The organism is Cronobacter sp. EKM101R (assembly GCF_963888145.1).
GTDB lineage: Bacteria > Pseudomonadota > Gammaproteobacteria > Enterobacterales > Enterobacteriaceae > Cronobacter > Cronobacter turicensis.
Genome location: NZ_CAWPHW010000004.1, coordinates 75,661 through 100,297 on the forward strand (window position 1 = coordinate 75,661; position 24,637 = coordinate 100,297).

At 58.3% G+C, this 24,637-nt stretch carries 25 protein-coding genes and 1 pseudogene; 19 read left to right on the top strand and 7 right to left on the bottom strand.

All coding sequences use genetic code 11. The features are described 5' to 3' along the window. The first annotated feature begins 22 nt into the window (after nt 1–22). Nucleotides 23–2,437: a DNA topoisomerase (ATP-hydrolyzing) subunit B gene (gene gyrB / locus AACV31_RS05585; RefSeq protein ID WP_007765837.1), complete on the top strand. Its 2,415-nt coding sequence runs from the start codon at nt 23–25 to the stop codon at nt 2,435–2,437. 256 nt (nt 2,438–2,693) lie between these two features. After that, nucleotides 2,694–3,506, top strand: a complete 813-nt coding sequence (yidA, locus tag AACV31_RS05590) for a sugar-phosphatase (protein WP_007765840.1) — start codon at nt 2,694–2,696, stop codon at nt 3,504–3,506. A gap of 120 nt (nt 3,507–3,626) precedes the next feature. On the opposite strand, the gene AACV31_RS05595 is transcribed toward yidA, so the two are convergent. Both AACV31_RS05595 and AACV31_RS05600 read right to left on the bottom strand, forming a co-directional pair. Beyond that, nucleotides 3,627–3,746 carry a type I toxin-antitoxin system Hok family toxin gene (locus AACV31_RS05595; RefSeq protein ID WP_108695446.1) on the bottom strand — a complete coding sequence of 40 codons (120 nt, stop codon included), beginning with the start codon at nt 3,744–3,746 and terminating at the stop codon, nt 3,627–3,629. Next, nucleotides 3,694–3,843, bottom strand: a pseudogene (locus AACV31_RS05600) (DUF5431 family protein); the annotation flags it as partial. The pseudogene AACV31_RS05600 and the gene AACV31_RS05595, both read right to left, overlap by 53 nt. 439 nt (nt 3,844–4,282) lie before the next feature. On the opposite strand from AACV31_RS05600, the gene dgoR reads away from it, so the two are divergent. The 8 genes from dgoR (at nt 4,283) to AACV31_RS05640 (ending at nt 12,921) form a co-directional block, all read left to right on the top strand. Then, entirely contained in the window at nt 4,283–4,966 is a 684-nt protein-coding gene (gene dgoR, locus AACV31_RS05605) for a D-galactonate utilization transcriptional regulator DgoR (RefSeq protein WP_007765843.1), read from the top strand. Beyond that, nucleotides 4,963–5,847, top strand: coding sequence for a 2-dehydro-3-deoxygalactonokinase (locus AACV31_RS05610; protein WP_165156475.1), 885 nt, complete (start codon nt 4,963–4,965; stop codon nt 5,845–5,847). The genes dgoR and AACV31_RS05610 overlap by 4 nt, the downstream gene beginning before the upstream one ends. Then, nucleotides 5,831–6,448 carry a 2-dehydro-3-deoxy-6-phosphogalactonate aldolase gene (locus tag AACV31_RS05615; RefSeq protein ID WP_165156477.1) on the top strand — a complete coding sequence of 206 codons (618 nt, stop codon included), beginning with the start codon at nt 5,831–5,833 and terminating at the stop codon, nt 6,446–6,448. The genes AACV31_RS05610 and AACV31_RS05615 overlap by 17 nt, the downstream gene beginning before the upstream one ends. Next, nucleotides 6,445–7,593, top strand: coding sequence for a galactonate dehydratase (gene dgoD / locus AACV31_RS05620; RefSeq protein ID WP_165156479.1), 1,149 nt, complete (start codon nt 6,445–6,447; stop codon nt 7,591–7,593). The genes AACV31_RS05615 and dgoD overlap by 4 nt, the downstream gene beginning before the upstream one ends. A gap of 325 nt (nt 7,594–7,918) precedes the next feature. Further along, the gene (locus AACV31_RS05625; RefSeq protein WP_007765850.1) at nt 7,919–9,211 is read left to right on the top strand and encodes an MFS transporter; all 1,293 of its coding nucleotides are present in this window, start codon (nt 7,919–7,921) and stop codon (nt 9,209–9,211) included. 137 nt (nt 9,212–9,348) lie between these two features. Then, nucleotides 9,349–10,668: an MFS transporter gene (locus tag AACV31_RS05630; RefSeq protein ID WP_165156481.1), complete on the top strand. Its 1,320-nt coding sequence runs from the start codon at nt 9,349–9,351 to the stop codon at nt 10,666–10,668. Beyond that, entirely contained in the window at nt 10,665–11,597 is a 933-nt protein-coding gene (locus tag AACV31_RS05635) for a 2-hydroxyacid dehydrogenase (RefSeq protein WP_165156483.1), read from the top strand. Before AACV31_RS05630 ends, AACV31_RS05635 begins: the two co-directional genes overlap by 4 nt. Nucleotides 11,598–11,658: 61 nt before the next feature. After that, nucleotides 11,659–12,921: a DUF3748 domain-containing protein gene (locus AACV31_RS05640; RefSeq protein ID WP_165156485.1), complete on the top strand. Its 1,263-nt coding sequence runs from the start codon at nt 11,659–11,661 to the stop codon at nt 12,919–12,921. Here AACV31_RS05640 and AACV31_RS05645 read toward each other — a convergent pair whose 3' ends face one another. Then, on the bottom strand, nt 12,922–13,248 hold the full coding sequence (locus AACV31_RS05645) for a YceK/YidQ family lipoprotein (RefSeq protein ID WP_032806975.1): 327 nt from the start codon (nt 13,246–13,248) through the stop codon (nt 12,922–12,924). Nucleotides 13,249–13,552: 304 nt separating this feature from the next. On the opposite strand from AACV31_RS05645, the gene ibpA reads away from it, so the two are divergent. Next, nucleotides 13,553–13,969, top strand: coding sequence for a small heat shock chaperone IbpA (ibpA, locus tag AACV31_RS05650; protein WP_007765875.1), 417 nt, complete (start codon nt 13,553–13,555; stop codon nt 13,967–13,969). 111 nt (nt 13,970–14,080) lie between these two features. Continuing rightward, complete coding sequence (ibpB, locus tag AACV31_RS05655) at nt 14,081–14,566, top strand: small heat shock chaperone IbpB (protein WP_007765888.1); 486 nt, start codon at nt 14,081–14,083, stop codon at nt 14,564–14,566. A 60-nt stretch (nt 14,567–14,626) separates the two neighbouring features. Here ibpB and AACV31_RS05660 read toward each other — a convergent pair whose 3' ends face one another. Continuing rightward, the gene (locus AACV31_RS05660; protein WP_012814743.1) at nt 14,627–15,343 is read right to left on the bottom strand and encodes a GntR family transcriptional regulator; all 717 of its coding nucleotides are present in this window, start codon (nt 15,341–15,343) and stop codon (nt 14,627–14,629) included. A gap of 221 nt (nt 15,344–15,564) precedes the next feature. Between AACV31_RS05660 and AACV31_RS05665 the strand changes: the two genes are divergently transcribed. From AACV31_RS05665 to AACV31_RS05685, 5 genes are all read left to right on the top strand, one after another. Further along, entirely contained in the window at nt 15,565–17,181 is a 1,617-nt protein-coding gene (locus tag AACV31_RS05665; RefSeq protein WP_165156487.1) for an alpha-glucoside-specific PTS transporter subunit IIBC, read from the top strand. Further along, nucleotides 17,178–18,500, top strand: coding sequence for a 6-phospho-alpha-glucosidase (locus AACV31_RS05670; protein WP_007765894.1), 1,323 nt, complete (start codon nt 17,178–17,180; stop codon nt 18,498–18,500). The genes AACV31_RS05665 and AACV31_RS05670 overlap by 4 nt, the downstream gene beginning before the upstream one ends. A gap of 117 nt (nt 18,501–18,617) precedes the next feature. Next, entirely contained in the window at nt 18,618–18,965 is a 348-nt protein-coding gene (locus tag AACV31_RS05675; RefSeq protein ID WP_007765897.1) for a YidH family protein, read from the top strand. Continuing rightward, nucleotides 18,955–19,296: a DUF202 domain-containing protein gene (locus AACV31_RS05680; RefSeq protein WP_075199354.1), complete on the top strand. Its 342-nt coding sequence runs from the start codon at nt 18,955–18,957 to the stop codon at nt 19,294–19,296. Before AACV31_RS05675 ends, AACV31_RS05680 begins: the two co-directional genes overlap by 11 nt. A gap of 73 nt (nt 19,297–19,369) precedes the next feature. Next, nucleotides 19,370–20,467 carry a cellulase family glycosylhydrolase gene (locus AACV31_RS05685; RefSeq protein ID WP_165156489.1) on the top strand — a complete coding sequence of 366 codons (1,098 nt, stop codon included), beginning with the start codon at nt 19,370–19,372 and terminating at the stop codon, nt 20,465–20,467. Here the strand turns inward: AACV31_RS05685 and emrD are convergent. The 3 genes from emrD to tisB form a co-directional block, all read right to left on the bottom strand. Then, nucleotides 20,370–21,548, bottom strand: a complete 1,179-nt coding sequence (gene emrD, locus AACV31_RS05690) for a multidrug efflux MFS transporter EmrD (protein ID WP_165156527.1) — start codon at nt 21,546–21,548, stop codon at nt 20,370–20,372. The two genes, AACV31_RS05685 and emrD, sit on opposite strands and share 98 nt — an antisense overlap. A 211-nt stretch (nt 21,549–21,759) precedes the next feature. Continuing rightward, nucleotides 21,760–22,212 carry a GNAT family N-acetyltransferase gene (locus AACV31_RS05695; RefSeq protein ID WP_165156491.1) on the bottom strand — a complete coding sequence of 151 codons (453 nt, stop codon included), beginning with the start codon at nt 22,210–22,212 and terminating at the stop codon, nt 21,760–21,762. Nucleotides 22,213–22,287: 75 nt separating this feature from the next. Further along, the gene (gene tisB / locus AACV31_RS05700) at nt 22,288–22,377 is read right to left on the bottom strand and encodes a type I toxin-antitoxin system toxin TisB (RefSeq protein WP_032803729.1); all 90 of its coding nucleotides are present in this window, start codon (nt 22,375–22,377) and stop codon (nt 22,288–22,290) included. A 1,228-nt stretch (nt 22,378–23,605) separates the two neighbouring features. Between tisB and AACV31_RS05705 the strand changes: the two genes are divergently transcribed. Both AACV31_RS05705 and tssJ read left to right on the top strand, forming a co-directional pair. Continuing rightward, nucleotides 23,606–24,100 (top strand): hypothetical protein, encoded by a 495-nt coding sequence (locus AACV31_RS05705; RefSeq protein ID WP_105582349.1) that lies wholly within the window; start codon nt 23,606–23,608, stop codon nt 24,098–24,100. 24 nt (nt 24,101–24,124) lie between these two features. After that, nucleotides 24,125–24,631 (top strand): type VI secretion system lipoprotein TssJ, encoded by a 507-nt coding sequence (gene tssJ / locus AACV31_RS05710; RefSeq protein WP_007765905.1) that lies wholly within the window; start codon nt 24,125–24,127, stop codon nt 24,629–24,631. The last annotated feature ends 6 nt before the right edge of the window (nt 24,632–24,637 follow it).

The following is a 24,637-nucleotide window of genomic DNA, read 5'->3' on the forward strand; positions in this document are numbered from 1 at the left end:
TTAAAATGAGCGAGAAACGTTGATGTCGAATTCTTATGACTCCTCCAGTATCAAAGTCCTGAAAGGGCTGGATGCGGTGCGTAAGCGCCCGGGTATGTATATCGGCGATACGGATGACGGCACCGGTCTGCACCACATGGTATTCGAGGTGGTAGATAACGCTATCGACGAAGCGCTCGCGGGTCACTGTAAAGATATCGTCGTGACTATCCATGCCGACAACTCTGTCTCGGTATCGGATGACGGGCGTGGCATTCCGACCGGTATTCACCCGGAAGAAGGCGTTTCGGCGGCGGAAGTTATCATGACCGTGCTGCACGCGGGCGGTAAATTTGATGATAACTCCTATAAAGTCTCCGGCGGTCTGCACGGCGTGGGCGTTTCTGTGGTTAACGCCCTGTCGCAGAAACTGGAGCTGGTGATTCGCCGCGAAGGCAAAATCCATCAGCAGACTTACGTGCACGGCGTACCGCAAGCGCCGCTGGCGGTGACCGGCGATACCGAACAGACCGGTACTCAGGTCCGTTTCTGGCCGAGCCACGAAACCTTCACCAACGTCACTGAATTTGAATATGAGATCCTGGCGAAGCGCCTGCGCGAACTCTCATTCCTGAACTCCGGTGTTTCTATTCGCCTGGTCGATAAACGCGACGGCAAGCAGGATCATTTCCATTACGAAGGCGGTATCAAAGCGTTCGTTGAGTATCTGAATAAGAACAAAACGCCGATTCACCCGAACATCTTCTATTTCTCTACCGAAAAAGACGGCATCGGCGTGGAAGTGGCGCTGCAGTGGAACGACGGTTTCCAGGAAAATATCTACTGCTTTACCAACAACATTCCGCAGCGCGACGGCGGTACGCACCTGGCGGGCTTCCGCGCGGCGATGACCCGTACGCTGAACGCCTATATGGATAAAGAAGGCTACAGCAAGAAAGCGAAAGTCAGCGCCACCGGCGATGACGCCCGTGAAGGCCTGATTGCTGTGGTGTCCGTTAAAGTGCCGGACCCGAAATTCTCCTCCCAGACCAAAGACAAACTGGTCTCCTCTGAGGTGAAATCGGCGGTGGAACAGCAGATGAACGAACTGCTGGCGGAATACCTGCTGGAAAACCCGAGCGACGCCAAAATCGTGGTCGGCAAAATCATCGACGCCGCGCGCGCCCGTGAAGCGGCCCGTAAAGCGCGTGAAATGACCCGTCGTAAAGGCGCGCTGGATCTCGCAGGGCTGCCGGGCAAACTGGCGGATTGCCAGGAGCGCGACCCGGCGCATTCCGAACTCTACCTGGTGGAAGGGGACTCCGCGGGCGGTTCTGCCAAACAGGGCCGTAACCGTAAGAATCAGGCGATCCTGCCGCTGAAAGGGAAAATCCTGAACGTGGAGAAGGCGCGCTTTGACAAGATGCTTTCTTCCCAGGAAGTCGCGACGCTGATTACCGCGCTCGGCTGCGGCATCGGTCGTGACGAATACAACCCGGATAAACTGCGCTACCACAGCATCATCATCATGACCGATGCTGACGTCGACGGCTCGCACATCCGTACGCTGCTGTTGACCTTCTTCTACCGTCAGATGCCGGAAATCATTGAGCGCGGCCATGTCTATATCGCCCAGCCGCCGCTCTATAAAGTGAAAAAAGGCAAGCAGGAACAGTACATTAAAGACGACGAAGCGATGGATCAGTATCAGATCTCTATCGCGCTGGACGGCGCGACGCTGCATGCGAATGCCAGCGCGCCTGCCATCGCCGGCGAAGCGCTGGAAAAACTGGTGTCTGAGTACAACGGCGCGCAGAAGATGATCAACCGTATGGAGCGCCGCTACCCGCGCGCGCTGCTGAAGGAGCTTATCTACCAGCCGACGCTGTCCGAAGAGATGCTGGCCGATGAAGCGAACGTCACCCGTTGGGTCTCTGCGCTTATCACCACGCTCAATGAAAACGAGCAGCATGGCAGCGTCTGGAAATACGATATTCGTGAAAACGCGGAAACACATCGTTTCGAGCCAGTAGTTCGCGTGCGTACGCATGGCGTCGACACCGATTACGTGCTTGACCACGAATTCGTAACCGGCGGCGAATACCGTCGTCTCTGCACGCTCGGCGAGAAGCTGCGCGGTTTGATTGAAGAAGACGCGTTTATCGAGCGCGGCGAACGCCGTCAGCCGGTGGCAAGCTTCGAGCAGGCGCTGGACTGGCTGGTGAAAGAATCCCGTCGCGGTCTGTCTATTCAGCGTTATAAAGGTCTTGGCGAGATGAACCCGGAGCAGCTGTGGGAAACCACGATGGATCCGGAAAGCCGCCGTATGCTGCGCGTGACGGTAAAAGACGCGATTGCGGCCGATCAGCTCTTTACCACGCTGATGGGTGATGCCGTTGAACCGCGTCGCGCCTTTATTGAAGAAAATGCCCTGAAAGCGGCGAATATCGATATCTGATGGCCGTTATGGCGGGTAGCGCTTCGCTTACCCGCCTTTTATCATTTATAGCGCCACCTAATGTAGGGCGGGTAAGCGAAGCGCACCCGCCACTCGCCCTTGCTACCCCGGTAACCGCATTGTCCTTCCCTTCGCCACGGGCGCATTAACCGGCATTTTCCCTGCGGATCCATCCCCTTTTCTCGCCCCGACTGCTACTGTGTTTTGAGCACAATCGCGTTAGCATGCGAAAAGACTCATTTATGCAGGGGAACTCATGGCTATCAAACTTATTGCAATCGACATGGATGGCACATTACTGCTGCCCGATCACACCATTTCACCCGGCGTGAAAAACGCCATCGCCGCGGCCCGCGAACAGGGCATTAACGTGGTGCTGACGACCGGCCGTCCGTTTGCAGGCGTAGAGAGTTATCTGCGCGAGTTGCATATGGATAAACCGGGCGACTACTGCATCACCTATAACGGCGCGCTGGTGCAAAAGGCGAGCGACGGCAGCACCGTGGCGCAAACCCCGCTCAGTTATGACGACTACCGTTATCTGGAGCAGCTTTCGCGCGAGGTGGGTTCGCACTTCCACGCGCTCGATCGCACCACGCTCTATACCGCGAACCGCGACATCAGCCGCTATACCGTGCATGAATCTTTTGTCGCCACCATTCCGCTGGTGTTCTGCGAGGCGGAGAAAATGGACCCGGACATGACCTTCCTGAAGGTGATGATGATCGACGAGCCGGAAATCCTTGATAAAGCCATTACGCGCATCCCGCAGGACGTCAAAGAGAAATATACCGTGCTGAAAAGCGCGCCTTATTTCCTGGAGATCCTTGATAAGCGCGTCACCAAAGGCACCGGCGTGAAATCACTGGCGGAGGTGTTAAACATCCAGCCGGAAGAAGTGATGGCGATAGGCGATCAGGAAAACGATATTGCGATGCTGGAATATGCGGGCGTTGGCGTGGCGATGGAAAACGCCATTGATGCGGCAAAAGAAGCGGCTAATTTTGTGACCCGTTCAAACCTGGAAGATGGCGTCGCGTACGCGATTGAGAAATTCGCCCTGCGTTAAGCGGGAATGTTGACGCGCCGCCCGTTACAGGCGGCGCGTCAGAAAGGCGCTTTCGGCTGCAAAGCCATCTTCAGCCTCGCCTCGCCTGAAAGAGCGGGGTTGCCCCCGCCCGACAGGTTGCTACTTACCGGATTCGTAAGCCAGAAACGCAGCAAACTCCCTTTGCCCGTCCTTCAGCCTCAGTTCGCACAGCGAATGACGCGTCAGAAATGTGAACATTAACAACGTTATACATATCATTAATACACACCAGAACAGGGTGCTTCGCAGCAGTTTCATGGCCTTCTTCTCCTTGCCTTTCGGCGGGTAAGAGGCTACGCTGATGGTGTCTATGCATCAGTGGGCCTCGTTGGTTAATTGAATAAATTACCTTCGGGGCTTTCTTCTTTCTGCCTCACCATCACTGCATTTCTGCCGACAGCATGAGGCAAAAAGCCTCAAGCGCCGCCGCCATTATAAATCGTCCATCCTGCGTCAGACTAACGAAAACCTACGGGCATTTTGCTGAATTTTCACGCCTTTTGAGTAACGTTTTCCCGTAAATCACGTCTTTTTAGCATCCATCTCTCTACCTGATGAATCACACCCTGCGCGTTCTCCCGATATATCCTTTTGTCGTTTTTGTGATCTAAATTGTAGTACAACTAATATTGATTGTACTACATTAAACCCATCAGCACGGCCACCCGCGTCACGGTTGTACTTCAAAAATGCGGCGAAAATCGGCGGTCAGGGTAAAGTAAGCGAAGAAACCTCGCGTGAAAGGAACCCATAACATGACCAAAACCGATCGCATCATTGTGACGCTGGGCCGCCAGATTGTTGGCGGGAAATATGTACCGGGCGCGGCACTGCCCGCTGAAGCGGATCTGTGCGAGGAGTTTGAAACCTCGCGCAACATCATTCGCGAAGTGTATCGCTCGCTGATGGCGAAGCGGCTTATTGAGATGAAGCGTTATCGCGGCGCGTTTGTCGCGCCCCGTAATCAGTGGAACTACCTCGATACCGAGGTGCTCCAGTGGGTGCTGGAACATGACGACGATCCGCGCCTGATTGCCTCGATGAGCGAAGTGCGCAATCTGGTTGAGCCCGCTATCGCCCGTTGGGCGGCAGAGCGCGCCACCTCAAGCGATCTGGCGCGTATTGAGGCGGCGCTGAATGACATGATTGCCAACAACCAGGATCGCGACGCCTTCAACGAGGCGGACATCCGTTATCACGAAGCGGTGCTGGAGGCGGTGCATAACCCGGTGCTGCAACAGCTCAGCGTAGCGATCAGTTCCCTGCAGCGGGCTGTGTTCGAGCGTACCTGGATGGGCGATGAGGCCAACATGCCGAAAACGCTCCAGGAGCATAAAGCGTTGTTCGATGCGATACGGCATCAGGACGGCGAGGCGGCGGAGCAGGCGGCATTAACGATGATTGCCAGCTCGACAAAAAGGCTTAAGGAAATCACATGACATCTCGCTACATCGCTATCGACTGGGGTTCCACCAATCTGCGCGCCTGGCTTTACCAGGATGCGCAGTGCCTGGAAAGCAGGCAATCGGAGGCGGGCGTCACCCGCCTCAACGGCAGAACCCCCGAAGCGGTGTTAGCGCAGGTGACCGAAGGCTGGCGCGATGACGCCACGCCCGTGGTCATGGCGGGCATGGTCGGCAGCAACGCAGGCTGGAAAATCGCCCCTTATCTGCCGTGCCCGGCCCGTTTTGCCGAAATCGGCAGCCAGCTCACCACGGTGGCGGAACGCGTCTTTATTATCCCTGGTCTGTGCGTGAGCCGGGACGATAACCGCAATGTTATGCGCGGCGAAGAAACCCAGTTGCTCGGCGCCCGCGAGCTGGCCCCCGCGCCGCTCTACATCATGCCCGGCACGCACTGCAAATGGGTACAGGCGGACGCGCGGCAGGTAAATGATTTCCGCACGGTGATGACCGGCGAGCTACACCATCTTTTGTTAACCCATTCATTGATTGGCGCGGGCCTGCCTGAGCAGCAGCCGGACGCCGACGCCTTTGCCGCAGGCCTTGAACAGGGCGCGGAAACCGACGCGCCGCTGACCCGCCTGTTTGAAGTTCGCGCCGCCCATGTGCTGGGAAGCCTTGCCCGCGAACACGTCGCCGAATTTCTTTCCGGGTTGCTGATTGGCAATGAAGTGGCAAGTCAGCTTCGCCACTGGCAGCCAGGCCGCACGCCCCCTCTCACGCTGGTCGCCAGCCCTTCGCTTGCCAGCCGTTACCAGCGCGCCCTGTCGCTGCTGGGATATACGGCCCGGGCGCTTGAAGGCGACCGCGCATTTCAGACAGGCATAAGGAGTCTCGCTCATGCAGTGGCAGAATAAACTTCCGCTCATCGCCATCCTACGCGGCATCACGCCCGACGAGGCGCACGATCACGTTGCGGCGGTCATCGACGCCGGGTTCGACGCGGTGGAAATCCCGCTTAATTCGCCGCAGTGGCGCACCAGTATCGCCGCGATGGTCAGGGCGTTTGGCGATCGCGCGCTGATTGGCGCAGGCACGGTGTTAAAGCCGGAGCAGGTGGATGAACTGGCAGAGATGGGCAGCAAGCTTATCGTCACACCCAATATTCAGCCGGAGGTTATCAGGCGCGCGGTGAGCTACGGCATGACCGTCTGCCCTGGCTGCGCCACGGCGACCGAGGCGTTCAACGCCATCGAGGCGGGCGCGCAGGCGCTGAAAATCTTCCCGTCCGCCGCCTTCGGCCCCGATTACATCAAAGCATTAAAAGCCGTACTGCCGCCGGAGATCCCGGTGTTTGCGGTCGGCGGCGTCACGCCGGAGAACCTGGCGGTGTGGCTGAAAGCGGGCTGCACCGGCGCCGGGCTTGGCAGCGATCTCTATCGCGCCGGACAGCCGGTTGAGCGCACGGTCGCGCAGGCGAAAGCATTTGTGAAGGCGTATCGGGAGGCAGTGCAATGAAAATAACCAAACTAACGACATACCGTTTACCCCCCCGCTGGATGTTTCTGAAGATTGAAACTGACGAAGGCGTGGTGGGCTGGGGCGAGCCGGTCATTGAAGGCCGGGCGCGGACGGTCGAGGCGGCGGTGCATGAGCTGGGCGAATACCTGATTGGCCAGGATCCGGCGCGCATCAACGACCTGTGGCAGGTGATGTATCGCGGCGGCTTTTACCGCGGCGGCCCGATCCTGATGAGCGCTATCGCCGGTATCGACCAGGCGCTGTGGGATATTAAAGGCAAAGTGCTGAACGCGCCGGTGTGGCAGTTAATGGGCGGTCTGGTGCGCGATAAAATCAAAGCGTACAGCTGGGTTGGCGGCGACCGTCCGGTAGACGTTATCGCCGGTATTAAAACGCTGCGCCAGATAGGTTTTGATACGTTTAAATTAAACGGCTGCGAAGAGTTAGGCATTATTGATGATTCGCGTAAAGTCGACGCGGCGGTGAATACCGTGGCGCAGATCCGTGAAGAATTTGGCAGTGATATCGAGTTTGGCCTCGATTTTCACGGTCGCGTCAGCGCGCCGATGGCGAAAATATTAATTAAAGAGCTGGAGCCGTACCGCCCGTTATTTATTGAGGAGCCGGTATTAGCCGAGCAGGCGGAATATTATCCGCGTCTCGCCGCACAAACGCATATTCCTATTGCGGCGGGCGAGCGTATGTTCTCACGCTTTGAATTTAAACGCGTGCTGGAAGCGGGCGGGCTGGCGATTCTGCAACCCGATTTATCGCATGCTGGCGGCATTACCGAGTGCGCGAAAATCGCCGCGATGGCGGAGGCGTATGACGTCGGCCTTGCGCCGCACTGCCCGCTGGGGCCTATCGCGCTGGCGGCCTGTCTGCATATCGATTTCATCTCGCGCAATGCGGTGTTCCAGGAGCAAAGCATGGGCATCCACTATAACCAGGGCGCCGAGCTGCTTGATTTTGTTAAAAATAAAGATGATTTCAAAATGGAAGGCGGTTACTTCCAGCCGTTGATGAAGCCAGGGCTTGGCGTGGAGATCGACGAAGAACAGGTGATAGCGCGCAGTCAGGCGTGCGCGGACTGGCGCAATCCGTTGTGGCGGTATCCTGACGGCTCTGTCGCCGAATGGTAATGTCCGTCATATTTCGCGCTGTGGGGGCGTTGGCTGCGCTTCCTAACCCCGGTCACTTCTTTAGTAAGCTCCCGGGGATTCGTTAACTTGCCGCCTTCCCACAAGGCGAAGTATTTAGCGCGTTGCGCACATTGGCTTCTCGTGGAACACGAACTATTCAGGACAATGTAATTCCGGCTTTTGCGAAAATTATTTTCGCGTATTGATTAAATGAAGATTAGCCCGGCTCGCCGGGCAGTATACCCGAATATAAAAACACACCCTCTGTATTTTACAGGGCATGGTGAGCGGCCTCGCTATGCCTTAATTCTGGAGACAGAACGTTATGGATATTTCTGTAACTGCTGCAAAACCGGGGCGTCGTCGTTATCTGACGCTGGCGATGATCTTTATTACCGTGGTGATTTGTTATGTCGACCGCGCCAATTTAGCCGTCGCGTCGGCGCATATTCAGGAGGAGTTTGGCATCAGCAAAGCGGAAATGGGCTACGTCTTTTCCGCCTTCGCCTGGCTCTATACGCTCTGCCAGATCCCCGGCGGCTGGTTTCTCGACCGCATGGGCTCGCGGCTGACCTATTTCATCGCTATTTTCGGCTGGTCGGTGGCGACGCTGTTTCAGGGCTTCGCAACCGGGCTGATGTCCCTGATTGGCCTGCGCGCCATCACCGGCATCTTCGAAGCGCCCGCGTTCCCGACCAACAACCGCATGGTGACCAGCTGGTTCCCGGAGCAGGAACGCGCCTCGGCGGTCGGGTTTTACACCTCCGGGCAGTTCGTCGGGCTCGCGTTTCTCACGCCGCTGCTTATCTGGATCCAGGAGCTTTTAAGCTGGCACTGGGTATTTATCGTCACCGGCGGCATCGGGATTATCTGGTCGCTCGTCTGGTTTAAGGTGTATCAGCCGCCGCGGCTCACCAAAGGCATCAGCCAGGCGGAGCTCGATTACATCCGCGACGGCGGCGGCCTGGTGGACGGCGACGCGCCCGCTGCCAAAGCCGAGCGCCAGCCGCTCTCCCGCGCCGACTGGAAGCTGGTGTTCCATCGCAAACTGATTGGCGTCTATCTCGGCCAGTTTGCGGTCACCTCCACGCTCTGGTTCTTCCTGACCTGGTTCCCGAACTATCTCACCCAGGAGAAAGGCATCACGGCGCTGAAAGCGGGCTTTATGACCACCGTGCCGTTCCTCGCCGCGTTCTTCGGCGTGCTGCTCTCCGGCTGGGTGGCGGACCGTCTGGTGCGTAAAGGCTATTCGCTTGGCGTGGCGCGTAAGCTGCCGATTATCTGCGGTCTGCTGATCTCCACCTGCATTATGGGCGCGAATTACACCAACGATCCGACGTGGATTGTGGTGCTGATGGCGCTCGCATTCTTCGGTAATGGCTTTGCGTCGATCACCTGGTCGCTGGTGTCATCGCTGGCCCCGATGCGGCTGATTGGCCTCACCGGCGGCATGTTTAACTTCGTCGGCGGGCTGGGCGGTATCACGGTGCCGCTGGTGATTGGTTATCTGGCGCAGGATTACGGCTTTGGCCCGGCGCTGGTGTACATCTCGGTCGTGGCGCTCATCGGCGCGCTCTCTTACATCCTGCTGGTCGGGGAGGTGAAACGCGTCGGCTGAGGCCGTCACGGAAGGCAGGGACGCCTGCGACGGAATGCGCAGATAACGCGCCGCCGGTCACCGGCGCGCGTTACGTATCAACATATAACAACCATAAACCTGCCGGGTTTGCCACGGCAGGAAAAGAGGGTTCTGCTATGCATACCGATCTGTACTCGACCACCCTGCGGCAGCTTAACGTGAAGATAATCCCGTTTATCATCCTCTGCTACTTTGTCGCGAACCTCGATAAAACCAACATCTCCATCGCGGCGCTGCAAATGAACGCCGATCTCGGCCTGAGCGCCAGCATGTATGGCCTCGGCGTCGGGATGTTCTACATCTCCTACATCATTTTTGAAATCCCGAGCAACGTCATCATGACGAAGGTGGGCGCTCGCATCTGGATAGCCCGCATCATGATCACCTGGGGCATCGTCAGCGCCGGGATGTCGCTGGTGCAGACGCCAACGCAGCTCTACGTCATGCGCTTTTTGCTGGGCATGGCGGAGGCGGGCTTTACGCCGGGCATCATCTATTACATCTCCTGCTGGTTCCCGAAGAGTAACCGCGCGCGGGCGATGTCGTTCTTTTACATGGGCTCGGTAATGGCGTCGATCATCGGCCTGCCGATCTCCGGCTCTATTCTGAACATGCACGGCATCGCCGATATCGCAGGCTGGCGCTGGCTGTTCGCCATTGAGGGCATTCCGGCGATAGTGCTCGGCATTATGGTGCTGTGGCGACTGCCGCAGACGCCGGACCACGCCCCCTGGCTATCGACGGAACAAAAAGGCTGGCTGAAGGCGCAGCTGGCGCGCGACAACGCGGGCGTGGAAGTCGGTAATAACCACAGCTGGCTGAGCGCGCTGAAAAACAAAACCGTGCTGCTGCTGAGTCTGGTCTGGTTCCTCCAGGCGTTTGGGTCTATCGGCATTACGCTGTTTCTGCCGCTCATCATCAAAAGCATGGCGAGCGATCAGAGCAACATCGTCGTGAGCCTGCTCTCTGCGGTGCCATTTATCGCCGCCTGCGTGTTTATGTATCTCAACGGTCGCCACTCCGACACCACGAAGGAGCGCTCCTGGCATCTCGGCCTGCCGCTGATCCTCTCCGGCGTGTCGCTGGCCATCGCTATCTGGTCCAGCAACCTGCTGGTGGCCTACGGGCTGCTGGTGCTGACGGTGGGCTTTAACTTCGCCCTCACGCCGATCTTCTGGGCCGTCACCACCGAAAAACTCGCGGGCGTGGCCGCTGCCGCCTCTATCGCGTTTATCAACACCGTGGCGAATTTCGTTGGGCTCGGCCTGCCGCCGGTGCTCGGCAAAATCAAAGACGCGACGGACAGCTACCACTACGGGCTGCTGATCGTGGCCGTGGCGCTGATCCTGGGCGGCATTATTGGCGTGCTGGTCTCGCGCCCGGCGCGCCCCGGCGTAGCTGGACCGTCCGCCTCACTTAAACAGGAGTCCCGATGAAACCGATTGTGCTGAAACACGCGTACCTGCCGGATGCGCTGACGGCTGAACTGTGCGAGCGCTACGATCTGCGTGAATTTTCGCAGATGTCTGACGCCGACTTCGTGGCGATTGCAGGCGACATCACGGCGCTGGTCACCAACGGCGAAGCGGTGGTGACGCGGGCGTTTATCGCGCAGCTACCGGCGCTTTCGTTGATTGCGGTGTTCGGCGTCGGTTATGACGGCGTGGACGTCGCGGCGGCGCGGGAGCGCGGTATCGCCGTGACCCATACGCCGGGCGTGCTGACGGATGACGTGGCCGATCTCGCCATTGGCCTGATGCTCGCCACGTCGCGCCGTATTGTCGCCGCGCAAAAGTTTATCGAGCAGGGCGGCTGGCAGCAGGGCGGTTTTACGTGGACGCGGAAAGTCTCCGGCGCGCGGCTTGGTATTTTCGGCATGGGGCGTATCGGGCAGGCCATCGCCCGCCGCGCGCAGGCGTTTGATATGGCTATCTCTTATACCGGCCGCCAGCCGCACAGCGCGCTACCGTACCGCTTTGTACCAGATTTACAGCAGCTCGCGCAGGAGAGCGATTTCCTGGTGCTCTGCGCGCCAGGCGGCGATGCGACGCGCGGCGTGGTCAATGCCGCCGTGCTGGAGGCGCTCGGGCCGCAGGGCATACTGATTAACATCGCGCGCGGCAGCGTGGTGGATGAAGCGGCGCTGATTGCGGCCCTGGAGAGTGGCGCGATTGCCGGCGCCGGGCTGGATGTTTTCACGGATGAGCCGAACGTGCCCGCGGCGCTGCAACAGCGCGACAACGTCGTCATCACGCCGCATATGGCGAGCGCCACGTGGGAGACGCGGCGCGAGATGTCGCGGCTGGTGCTGGAGAACGTCAACGCCTGGTGTACAGGCGAGCCGCTGATTACGCCGGTTCCCTGATAGGCTTTTTCCGCGGAATCTTTTACCCTGAGGCCCTCTTTGGCTTCAGGGTTTTCTCTTGATGAAACAGCTCACGTTCGCCCCGCGTCACCATCAGCTCACCAATATTAACGTCTGGACGCCCGACAGCCAGTGGCTGGCGTTTGATGTGCGCCCCTCCGGCGCGTCGTTTACCGGCAAAACCATTGAGCGCGTCAATGTCGGGACCGGCGAGGTGGAGGTTATCTACCGTGCGCCCGACGGCGCGCACGTGGGCGTGGTGACGGTGAGCCCTGTGGCGGAGCAGTATGTTTTCATTCACGGCCCGGAGAACCCGGACGACACCTGGCGCTACGATTTTCATCACCGCCGCGGCGTGGTGGTGGAAAACGGCGCGGCAGAGAATCTCGATGCGATGGATATCACGCCGCCGTTTACGCCCGGCGCGCTGCGCGGCGGCAGCCATGTGCATGTCTTTAGCCCGGACGGCGCCTGGCTGAGCTTCACCTACAACGATCACGTCCTGCATGAGCGCGATCCGGCGCTCGATTTGCGTAACGTCGGCGTGGCGCTGCCGTTCGGCCCGGTCACGCCGCCCTGCACGCATCCGCGCGAATACGCAGGCAGCCGCTGGTGCGCGCTGGTAAGCCGCACCACGCCCGCACCGCGCCCCGGCAGCGATGAGATCAACCGCGCGTATGAAGAGGGTTGGGTCGGCCTTGACGGTTATCAGAACGCCGACGGCACGCGGCAGCGCCGCGCGCTGGCGTTTATCGGCGATACGCTGACGCAGGCAGGCGTGAAAGCGCCGGAGCTGTTTATCGTCGATTTACCGCAAGACGAGGCCGCGTGGAAAACGCCCGGCGACGCGCCGCTCGAAGGCACGCCAGATGCTATGCCCTCGCCGCCCGCGGGCGTCATGCAGCGCCGTCTGACCTTCACGCACGATCGCCGCTTCCCTGGGCTTGCCGCCACGCCGCGCCACTGGGTGCGCAGCAATCCGCAGGGTACGGAAATCGCCTTTTTGATGAACGATGATAACGGCGTGGCGCAACTGTGGCTCATTTCGCCTGCGGGCGGCGAGGCGCGTCAGGTGACGCAGGGCGCGCAGGGCGTGGCATCGGCGTTTAGCTGGCACCCGTCGGGCGAGGCGCTGGGGTTTATGCAGGGCAACCGGATTGTGCTGTGCGACGCTCAGACGGGCGAGATAACGCCGCTCACGCCGCCGCAAACGGCGGCGATTTCAGCGGATGCCGTAGTGATATCACCGGATGGAAAACGCATCGCCTGGATGCAGGAGACTGACGGTTTCCGCCAGCTCTGGATGACGGAAACCGGGCGGTAATCAGGGCGCGGGAGGGATCACGGCGTTAATGGCGAAGGACTTCTTTTCGCTCTCTTCCACCCGTGATTTCACCGATTTATCGGTACGGAAGGCGTCCCACGGGATAAGCAGCGTATCCGCTATCGCCGTAAAGGGGAGATCGAGCGCCACCAGCGGCTTCAGCCCCCAGCTGGTGTCGTCATCGGCGAGCATTGTCGCGCTGGCGCGCGTGCCGGGATAATACCCCTGCTCGCCGCCGCCGGTGTGCGACATGACGCTGGAACAGCCGCCAAGCAGCAACGCGCTGCCGCAAAAAATCACTTTCCCGAGAGTATTGTTCATTTTCATTCTTCTGTTATGTCGTCGCATCGCAGGCGTCAGTCATGAGATATAACGCCCCTGAATCAGAATGAATAGCGCGCCTTTGCCGTCCTGTGGCAGCGCTCGCAGTTTAGCATAAGATGCTGTTACTCCCAGTCTACGCAAAGAAATGTAAATCGACAAAAAAAGGCCGATATTGGCCCTTGAAAAGCGTCGGGCCGCACCCATTTTTGGATCGTGGTCGCAGGGAGGATGCCGAACGGGCCTTCCGCCACAGCCGCCTGTCCTTTAAGGAGGGCGATGTTAAACCTCGCTGATTTCAGGAGTATGTATGCGTAACTTTGATTTATCCCCGCTGTATCGTTCCGCCATCGGTTTTGACCGTCTTTTTAATCTGCTTGAGAACAACCAGAGCCAGAGCAACGGCGGCTACCCTCCGTACAACGTCGAGCTGGTAGATGAAAACCACTACCGTATCGCCATTGCCGTGGCAGGCTTTGCGGAAAGCGAGCTGGATATTACCGCCCAGGACAACCTGCTGGTGGTGAAAGGCTCCCACGCGCCGGATCAGAAAGAGCGTACCTACCTGTATCAGGGTATCGCCGAGCGCAACTTCGAGCGCAAATTCCAGCTGGCCGAAAATATCTTCGTGCGTGGCGCAAATCTGGTGAACGGCCTGCTCTACATTGAGCTTGAGCGCGTGATCCCGGAAGCCAAAAAACCGCGCCGTATCGAAATCGGTAACTAATTTCGCCGGGTCGCCGCGGCGGCCCACATTTGTCGTTCCGTGCTCGCCGAACGGGAGCACAGCCAGTTAACGTACTGGCGTTTTCACTCGCTTCAAAGAAGGAGAGATACTATGCGTAACTATGATTTATCCCCGTTTTTCCGTCAGTGGATCGGTTTTGACAAACTGGCCAACGCGCTGATGAACACCGCTGAAAGCCAGAGCTTCCCGCCCTATAACATCGAAAAAAGCGACGACAACCACTATCGCATTACCCTTGCGTTAGCCGGTTTCCGTCAGGAAGATCTGGAAATTGAGCTGGAAAACACCGTGCTGCGCGTGAAAGGCACGCCGGTGAAACCGGAAAACGAACCGAAATGGCTCCATCAGGGACTGGTTATTCAGCCCTTCAGCCTGAGCTTCACGCTGGCTGAGCATATGGAAGTCTCCGGCGCGACCTTCACCAACGGCCTGCTGCACATCGATCTGGTGCGCAACATTCCGGAGGCGCTGGCCCCGCAGCGTATCGCCATCGGCCAGCCGCGCGCCCAGGATGACGAGCGCGTCATCGAAGGCGAACGCCCGGCGCTGAGCCACAGCGAAACCGAAAATCAGTAACGGCATCTCATGAAAAGGCCCCCACAGCGGGGCCTTTTTTTATGCGTAACCGTCCGATCATCACAATACCGGCGGGCGAACGCGATGCAGGTGGTAATCCACCTGATAGTCGCTGGTATTGCGGAACATCACCGAGTAATTGAGAAACTCGCCGTTATCGCTGTAGGAGAGCGACGTAATGCGCAACAGCGGCGTCTGCTCCTGCACGTTCATCATCGCCGCCAGCTGTTTATCCGCCAGCACCGGCGTCAGGCTTTCATAGTTGCCGCTGATGGTAATGCCGCACTCCTTCTCGATGTAATCAAACTTCGAGCCCTCCAGATGCGCCAGCGACAGGGTGCGGAACAGCTTCACCGGCATATAGCTGTCTTCTAGCATCAGCGGCTTGCCCTCGACATAACGCACCCGGCGCGAGAAGTAGATGCGTTCGTTTATCTGGATGCGCAACTGGCTGGCGATGGCGGGCGGCGCGGGCATCACTTCAAACTGCAACACCTTGCTGTGCACGTCTTTCCCTTGCTGACGCAGCACCTCAGCCAGCCCCGTCAGGCTGGTGGTTTCGTGGTGCACGTCTTTGCGCGCCACATAGGTGCCGCTGCCATGACGGCGCACCACCAGCCCCCAGTCCACCAGTAAATCGACCGCTTTGCGAATCGTCATGCGCGCCACGCCAAACTCCTGCGCCAGCGCTTTTTCGCCCGGCAGCGGGCTGCCGATGTGGTAGTCCGATGAATTCAGGCGCAGACGCAGCCTTTCGGCAATGGATTTGTAGATCACCTGTAGACCTCTTTACGCCTGTTAGCGGGGAGATAGCCCCTGAAGATGTCCAGATTTAACAGAGAAAGTAGACCTGAGTGCCCAAATTAAAACCATGAATGCGATCACGGATCGCAGCGGCGCGCCATGTTCGCGGCAGGGTTAGTTTTTATGCTCACTCCAGGCCACCAGAAAATCATTAAGGCCTCAAACCCTACAGGTTGTTACATGAGGATGTAAAAATGCTCAGTCAAATACAACGATTTGGCGGCGCCATGTTTACCCCGGTGTTGTTATTCCCTTTCGCCGGGATGGTCGTCGGCCTTGCCATCATGCTGCAAAATCCGCTGTTTGTGGGCGAGGCATTAACCGCGCCCGATAACCTCTTCGCACAGATTATTCATATTATCGAAGAGGGCGGCTGGGCGGTGTTTCGTAATATGCCGCTGATTTTCGCGGTCGGCTTGCCGATTGGCCTGGCGCGTCAGGCGCAGGGCCGGGCCTGCCTGGCTGTGCTCATCAGCTTTCTGACCTGGAACTACTTTATTAACGCGATGGGCATGACCTGGGGTCATTTCTTTGGCGTGAATTTCGCGGCCGACCCTGTCGCGGGCAGCGGGTTAACGCTCATTGCCGGCATTAAAACGCTGGATACCAGCATTATCGGCGCGATTGTTATCTCCGGGCTCGTGACGGCCATTCATAACCGTTATTACGAAAAATCGTTACCGGTCTTTCTTGGTATTTTTCAGGGCACCTCGTTTGTGGTGATTATCGCGTTCTTTGTGATGATCCCCTGCGCCTGGCTCACGCTGCTGGGCTGGCCGAAAGTGCAGATGGGCATTGAGTCACTACAGGCGTTTTTACGCTCCGCCGGGGCGCTCGGCGTCTGGGTCTACACCTTCCTTGAGCGCATTCTTATCCCTACCGGGCTGCACCACTTCGTCTACGGCCCGTTTATCTTCGGCCCGGCGGCGGTGGAAGGCGGCATTCAGGTCTACTGGGCGCAGCATTTGCAGGAATTCAGCCAGAGCACGGCGCCGCTCAAATCGCTGTTCCCGGAAGGCGGCTTTGCGCTCCACGGCAACTCGAAAGTGTTCGGCTCGGTGGGCATCGCGCTGGCGCTCTGTTACACCGCCGCGCCGGAAAACCGCGTCAAAGTGGCGGGGCTGTTGATCCCGGCGACATTAACGGCGGTGCTGGTGGGCATCACCGAACCGCTGGAGTTCACCTTCCTGTTTATTTCTCCGCTGCTGTTCGCGGTGCACGCGGTGCTGGCGGCCACCATGGCGACGCTGATGTATGTCTTCGGCGTCGTGGGCAACATGGGCGGCGGCCTGCTTGACCAATTCCTGCCGCAGAACTGGATCCCGATGTTCCATAACCATGCCGGGATGGTGTTCACCCAAATTGGCATCGGCTGCGGATTTACCGCGCTCTACTTCATCGTCTTCAGAGCGCTTATCCTGCGCTTCGACCTCAAAACGCCCGGCCGCGCCGAGAGCGACATCAAGCTCTACAGCAAAGCCGATTACCGCGCCGCGCGCGGGCAGACCACGGCGGCGGCGCACTCCGCTGCCGGTCAGGCCGCTGGTTTCCTTCAGGCGCTCGGCGGCGCGGAAAACATCGAAAGCATCAATAACTGCGCCACCCGGTTGCGCATCACGCTCATCGACATGGCGCAAACCCAGAGCGACGACGCCTTCAAAGCCCTTGGCGCCCACGGCGTGGTGCGTCGCGGCAATGGCATCCAGGTGATTGTCGGCCTGCACGTTCCTCAGGTGCGCGACCAGCTTGAATCGCTGATGAAAACCCCTTCCACGAACCCACTATCCCCCATGACGGAGGCTGTATCATGAAAAAATTCTCAGTTGTCATCGCAGGCGGCGGCAGCACCTTTACGCCCGGCATTGTTCTGATGCTGCTGGCTAACCGCGATCGCTTCCCGCTGCGCGCGCTGAAATTCTATGACAACGACGGCGCGCGTCAGGAGATCATCGCCGAAGCGTGCAAAATCCTGCTGAAGGAGCAGGCGCCGGAGATCGAGTTTACCTACACCACGGACCCGCAAACGGCCTTCACCGACGTGGATTTTGTGATGGCGCATATTCGCGTCGGCAAATACCCGATGCGCGAACAGGATGAAAAAATTCCGCTGCGTCATGGCGTGGTCGGCCAGGAGACCTGCGGCCCGGGCGGGATCGCCTACGGGATGCGCTCTATCGGCGGCGTGCTGGAGCTGGTGGATTATATGGAGCAATATTCGCCGAACGCCTGGATGCTGAACTACTCCAACCCGGCGGCGATTGTGGCGGAAGCCACCCGTCGCCTGCGCCCGAATGCCAGAATTCTCAACATCTGCGATATGCCGATTGGCATTGAAGGGCGGATGGCGAAAATCGTCGGTCTGGACAGCCGCAAAGAGATGCGCGTGCGCTACTACGGTCTCAACCACTTTGGCTGGTGGACATCGATTGAAGACCTGGACGGCAACGATCTGATGCCGAGGCTGCGCGAGTATGTGGCGCAGCATGGCTATGTACCGCCTTCAGAGGACGCGCATACCGAAGCGAGCTGGAACGACACCTTCGCGAAAGCGAAAGATGTGCAGGCGCTGGATCCGGACACCATGCCGAACACCTACCTGAAATACTATCTCTTTCCGGATTACGTCGTGGCGCATTCCAACCCGACGCACACCCGCGCCAACGAAGTCATGGAGCATCGCGAAAAACAGGTGTTCGACGCGTGCCGCGCCATTATCACCGCAGGCCACTCGTCGGCAGGCGAGCTGGAGATAGACGAACACGCCTCGTATATCGTCGATCTGGCGACCGCTATCGCCTTTAACACCCAGGCGCGCATGTTGCTGATTGTGCCGAATAACGGCGCTATCCATAACTTTGACGCCGATGCGATGGTCGAGATCCCGTGCCTGGTCGGTAAAAACGGGCCGGAGCCGCTAACGGTCGGTGATATTCCGCATTTCCAGAAAGGGCTGATGAGCCAGCAGGTGGCCGTGGAGAAACTGGTGGTGGACGCCTGGGAGCAGCGCTCACGGCAGAAACTGTGGCAGGCGATCACGCTGTCGAAAACCGTTCCCAGCGCGTCGGTCGCGAAAGCGATTCTCGACGATCTGATTGAGGCTAACAAAGACTACTGGCCGGAACTGCACTAACGTTACGCCCCGCCTTACCGACCGGCATCATCACGGTGCCGGTCGCGCCGCTTCTGCTCCTCTGCGACGCCCGTTTTACGTTATGCTGAGCGTGCACAGGTAAAACAGGGAGCCGTCATGAAAATTTCCCGTCTCGGCGAGGCGCCGGACTATCGCTTTTCGCTGGCCAACGAACGCACGTTTCTGGCGTGGGTGCGCACCGCGCTGGGGTTTCTGGCCGCGGGCGTCGGGCTCGATCAGCTGGCGCCGGATTTCGCCACGCCGGTGGTACGCGAGGCCGTATCGCTGCTGCTCTGTTTCTTCGCGGGGGCGCTCGCCATTTACGGTTATCTGCGCTGGTTGCGCAACGAAAAGGCGATGCGCCTGAAAGCGGAGCTGCCCTATACCCGCATGCTGGCGTTTATCAGCGGCGTGCTGGTCGTGGTGGCGCTGGCAGTCATGCTGGTGGTGTTTTATGCCGGGTAATCCGCGCGATCCGGGCCTGCAACCGGAGCGCACGTCGCTTGCGTGGGTTCGCACGCTGCTTGGCTACGGCGCGCTGCTGGCCCTGGCGCTGCGCCATGCGTGGAATAATGCGGGTCTGCTTATCTGGCTGGCGCTGGGGTGTCTTACGGCGGTGGCCGGGATGATTTACGTCTATGCCCGCAAACGCCACCTGACCGCGCTGGTGCACGAGGATTTTTCTGCGCCCGGTCAGGTGCGGGCGAAACTGGCGATTGCGCTGGCCGTCTGCGCGCTGGCGCTGCTCTTTGTGGTGACGCATCTCCATGCGCTGATGCAGTTGCTTTCCGAATAACACATCCGCAGACTACCCGGCCTGCGCGGATCCGTGCTACATATTCCTGATTCCTGTTCCCGATACGGTCGCCATGAAAACGCTGCTCCCCCTCGCTTTCCTGCTGCTTTTTACCTCCGCCCATGCCGCGCCGCCTGCAAGCGACGGCGAGCCGCTGACGGCCCAGCGCTACAGCGCGCAGCTGGGTGTCGGCATGGATGTCGACTGGGCGCGCACCGAGCGCGGCATCCGCGAGTTCGATCCGCTGGCGGTACGCGATTTTCAGCAGCGCGGCATTCGCCACGTGCGGGTGCGGGTGGCGAGCGACGCCACCGAAGAGCGCCTGATCCATTTGCGCAAAATCGTCGAAGCCTGCGAGCGCTACGACATCATCCCGATTATTTCTTATCAGGCCGACGCGTTTAAGGCAGACCCAAGCGCGCAGAACGCCGCGAAAGTGGTGGCCTGGTGGAGCGCCGTGGCGAACTACTTTGGCAGCGAACATCCGTTGCTGGGGTTCGATCTGATTTATGAGCCTGCCGACAAGCTCAACCACAACCCGCAGCTGCTCAACCGGCTGTATGGCGACGCGATCAAAACCATTCACCATGTGGATGCGCAACGGATGATATTTATCGCGCCACGCTTTCGCGCCGTGCCGGAAGATCTCCCGACGCTGAAACTGCCGCCCCAGAGCAGCCATTACGTGCTGGCCCAGTGGCATATTTTCCCGTGGGGGCCGCTGCGCGCGAATGGCAAATACCCGTGGACGTCCGGCACCGCGGCGGAAAAAGCGGCGATCCGCGAGCGCATTAACAGCGCCCGACGCTGGCAGCAGAAAACCGGTCACGTCAGTTGGGTGGGAGGCTGGTCGGCAGCGCAGACGGTGAAAACCACGCCGTCGGCGGCGACGCTCGCCTTCGCCAGTTTTATGGCCTGCGAGCTGAAAAAGGCGGGCATTCCGTATGCGCTGAATGCCGCCAGTCAGTTTTACGACGGGGAAGAGGGCGCCTGGCGACCCGCGCAGGCCGCCCTGCTGGATGCGATGATGAACCCGACCTGCGCCCCTGACAGCGCGCCGGGGCATGCTCGCGTTAAATCGTCTGCTCCGGCATCCGCTCACGGTGCGCCAGCGGCAGCCAGCACGCCAGCATCAGCACACCCATCGCCGTCATCAGCATCCCGAGGCTAAACTGCCCGTTTTGCGGCAGCAGCGCGGATGACCACGCCAGCAGCCCGGACCCGCAGTTTTGCAGGCCGCCCACCAGCGCGCCGGCGGTGCCTGCGAGGAACGGGAACGGCTCCATCGCGCCGCTGGTGGCGAGCGGGAACAGCATCCCGGCGCCGAAGAAAAAGAGCGCGGCGGGAATAATCAGCGTCCAGATATTCATGATGCCAAGCCACCCCGGCAGCCACATCAGCACGCCCGCGGAGAGGCAACTCAACACCGCCTGCCACATCAGTGTGGTGAAGCGCTTATGCGTGCGCCCCGCAAACCAGGCGCCGAAGAACGCCGCCGGGATCGGCAGAATAAACAGCACGCTCACCGCGAGGCTGCTCAGCCCAAGCCCGGCGCCCATCAGCACGCCGGAGCAGGCTTCGAATACCGCCACGCCCGCGAGCGCGGCAACCAGCATAATCAGATAGCAGTTAAAGCTGGCGGTGCCGAACAGCAGTTTGTAGCTCGCCAGCAGGCGAGGGCGCTGCGCCTGTACCGGGCGCGTTTCCGGCATCCAGCGGAACATGCAAAACGTGACCACGACGGCAAGCGTGAGCAGAAACGCGAAGCAGGCGCGCCAGCCCCAGAGCGTATCCAGCAGACCACCGAGCAGCGGCGCCACCAGCGGGCTCACCAGAATCCCCATATTCAGCAGGCTGTTCGCCTGGCGCAGCGCCGGGCCTTCATAGAGATCGCGCGGCAGGGTCCGCGCCATCACGCCGCCCACGCCGGTGCCCATCCCCTGTAAACAACCGGCTGCGATCAGCACCGGCAGGCTTTGCGCCTCCAGCGCCACCAGCGTCGCCAGGATAAAAATCAAAAGCCCTGTAAGGATGACCGGGCGGCGTCCGATGCGGTCGGAAATCGGCCCGTAAATCAGTTGCGACACGCCGTAGGTAAGCAGATACGCCGCCATCACGCTCTGCACCGCGCCTTCACGGACGTTCATCTCCAGCGCGATATCAGCGATGGCCGGAATATAAATCGTCTGCGCCATCTGCCCGACGGCGACAAGCAGGATCAACATCATTAACAAATGACGGTTAGCGAACATTCTCATCATGGTTATTCGATATGCACAGGTGAAGGAAACAGGATATATCTCTGTATGGATATTAAATGCGAGAGAAATATACCGCATACGCGGGGATTATCCAGTCAACTGTCACGGCATCGCGATTCATGGCAGGCAGCTTTTACGGACACTTATCGGAAAGATTTATTGCCACGGTGAATGACGCCACGGCGGGAAGCCGCGACGCGCCTCAGGCCGCAGACGGCAGCGTCAGCCGGTGCGTGATATGCGGGTGATCCATCGGCAGAAAACCAGCCTGTAAATAAAAGCTGAAGGCGGATTCCGGCGCGCGGATATTAAGATAATCGAAAGCGCTGTGGGCGTGATGGGCAAGCGTCACCAGCAGCTGATTGCCGACGCCGACGCGGCGTACCGCATGGCTGACATAAAGATGGCGCACGCGTCCGGCGCGAGGATGGGTATCAAACGGGTCGCGGTTCAGCCCGCCGACGCCGACCAGCGCGTCGCCAAGAAATGCGCCGAGCAGCTGTTCGCCGGGGGCGGAGAAGGCATTGCTGCCGTCCATCCAGTGGACGGCGAGCCGGTCCAGCATAGTGAAGCCGAGCGCCTGACTCTCTTCACGCAGCCGGTCAAAATCGATGCCGACCGGGGTGACAGACCTGATAGAGATGATTCCTGACATCGTTCCCTCCTGGTGGATGTACCGTGTTAAAGAGGGGCGGTTGCCCGCCCCTCTTTGGTGCGGCCTGAACCTGAGTTACCGAAGGAACTTCAGGACAGCATCAAGCAGTTGCAGGACTGCAACAATGAGTTTCAGGATAAGGATAAACAAATCCACTCCGCTCATACGCGTCTCCTCTGGTAAAAGGAGCACCAACTGGCGTACCTCTCCGCTGCCTGTTGCCAGTTGTTTTGTTGGCGTAACACAGTGTGCTCTCTCGGGGTTAAGGCACTGACGGCACCACCCGTTTCAGCCAGGACTCTTTATTGCGCCCGTTTAAATGCGGCCCCGTATCGCACGCTGTGACAGCAACATCATTATAGATAAACACTGTATAAATGAACAGTATTTTCTGGACAAGAAAGGGAGAGCTGGACCATACTGATTAAAAGCCACTGCTGCGCCGCGCGCCAATTGCGGGTGCGCGCATTTCATCGTATAGTTACCCTGTTGACGTAACACAGTGTGCTTTGCGGCTACCAACCGCAACAGTAACTGAAAAAAACCTCGCCCCGGCGGGGTTTTTTTTCATCCCTGCCTCATAAGCGTTATACGCAAAGCCGACCTGACCCTTCCGGAATAATCACGCGTAATAATATTCACATCCGTAGCGAAAGGCAGGGTAAAAAAGCGACATGCACGACATATTTCGCACTGTTTGTAAGGAAAATCTGATGACAAAAAAGCGCAATCAACTGCATTTATGCTTTCCAGGCAAATAGGTTTTTGGGAAAACGCAAATGCATTAGCACTATTTGCTGTCATCATTATTTAATGAAATTTTACTTAAGATCCTGCAGTGTGTTTTTTAGCGTGAATTTCCGCACCCACTAAATATGGTAGCTTCATATATTCACGCCTTCTTAATAATGTGTTTTCAGATTAATCCTAAGACATTCCCGGCCCGCTTTCTCTCCCCATGCCCCCCTCATAAAGCGTTACGCAATGCTGTTACTTTTACTTGTAAATCAATCGCTTAATATAATCAAAACAAATAATTTCGATTCGATATATTTATTCTTTGCCCGATTATTTCGTGCGCTGAAGGGCGGAAAATTCCTAAAAATGCGCTATTGAATTAAACAGGCAGCTGTTTTCACCAGAATGCCCGCCAGACCTGGTGTTGAATTGTCATCAGGGTTATGTAGAATTTTCTCGCTCTGCCTCAGAAATATGCGTAAAACGTCCGGGTTTACTTCGGTAAAGCCCGTGCGGTAGCTATCTCTGAAGAAAATGAAATTCCTTCACCGAAATGGCATAATCTTCACTGGCAATGACAACTTTTTAGTCATAGCCTGAATCCAGAAGCCGTTATTTCTTTGTATACAGAATATATTTGCAACGGAAACCATCGATGAATATGCGAATCGTATTAGCCCTGCTGTTTGTGTTAGGCGTAGCGGGTTGTAAAGCGCCGCCTCCTGCCGTTACGGATGACACTATCGTGACCAGTGTGGTTAATGGCGTCACGCTCACCCACCGCCACGCGGTGACTCCGCCTAAAGAGTTCGAGCCTGTTAACGAAGAGTACCGCGCGATGTACCCGGCGTCGGTCATGACCCGCCCTGATTTCGGCGGCAAAGTCGTTCGTCAACTGGAAACTGGCAAGACCTATAACGTACTGGGCCAGGTTGAAGGCCATTGGCTGGCGCTGGCCGATCAGGGCGAAGAGCAACTGATTGGTTATGTTCCGCTGCGCGCGGCAGTGAAAAGCGATCTTTATGACGCGACCGTCAATAAACAGATCCCGAAACTGCGCCGTAAAGCAGCCAAAGCCAACTGCGTGACGGTGGATGGCAATAGCAAAGCCTGTAAAAACACCAAAAGCGGAACCTGGGTTATTGATTAATCCTGATTCAATGAGCCACACCTCATGAAAAACCGTACCGTTTTACGCCAGGGCTTCCTGGCGTTTTTGATTGCCGCTCTCACCTTACTGAGCGGCTGCTTATCGTCTTCACGCAGCGTTCCTTCCCAGTACAGCCTGCATTTTCAGGCTCACCCGCAAATTAATAATTCCGCCCCGCTGAAAGTCCGGGTGCTGCTTTTGAAATCCGATGCCGACTTTATGTCTGCCGATTTCTTTTCGCTGCAAAACAATGCTCAGACCGTGCTGGGAGCCAACCTGCTCAACAGCGACGAGTTCTTCCTGATGCCAGGCCAGCTGGATAAAACCCTCAGCGGCCAGAGCTCGCTTGACGCGCGCTACATCGGCGTGATGGCGGAATATCAGGCGCTGGACGGCAAGAAGTGGCGAATCTCGCTCCCGCTCCCCGCACCCACGGACTCCAGTATTTACAAATTCTGGAAATGGTCATCCGACGAACTTGAGGCGAAAGTGTTTCTTGACGTCAACGGGATCCGCGTCATCAACGAATAATCAGCG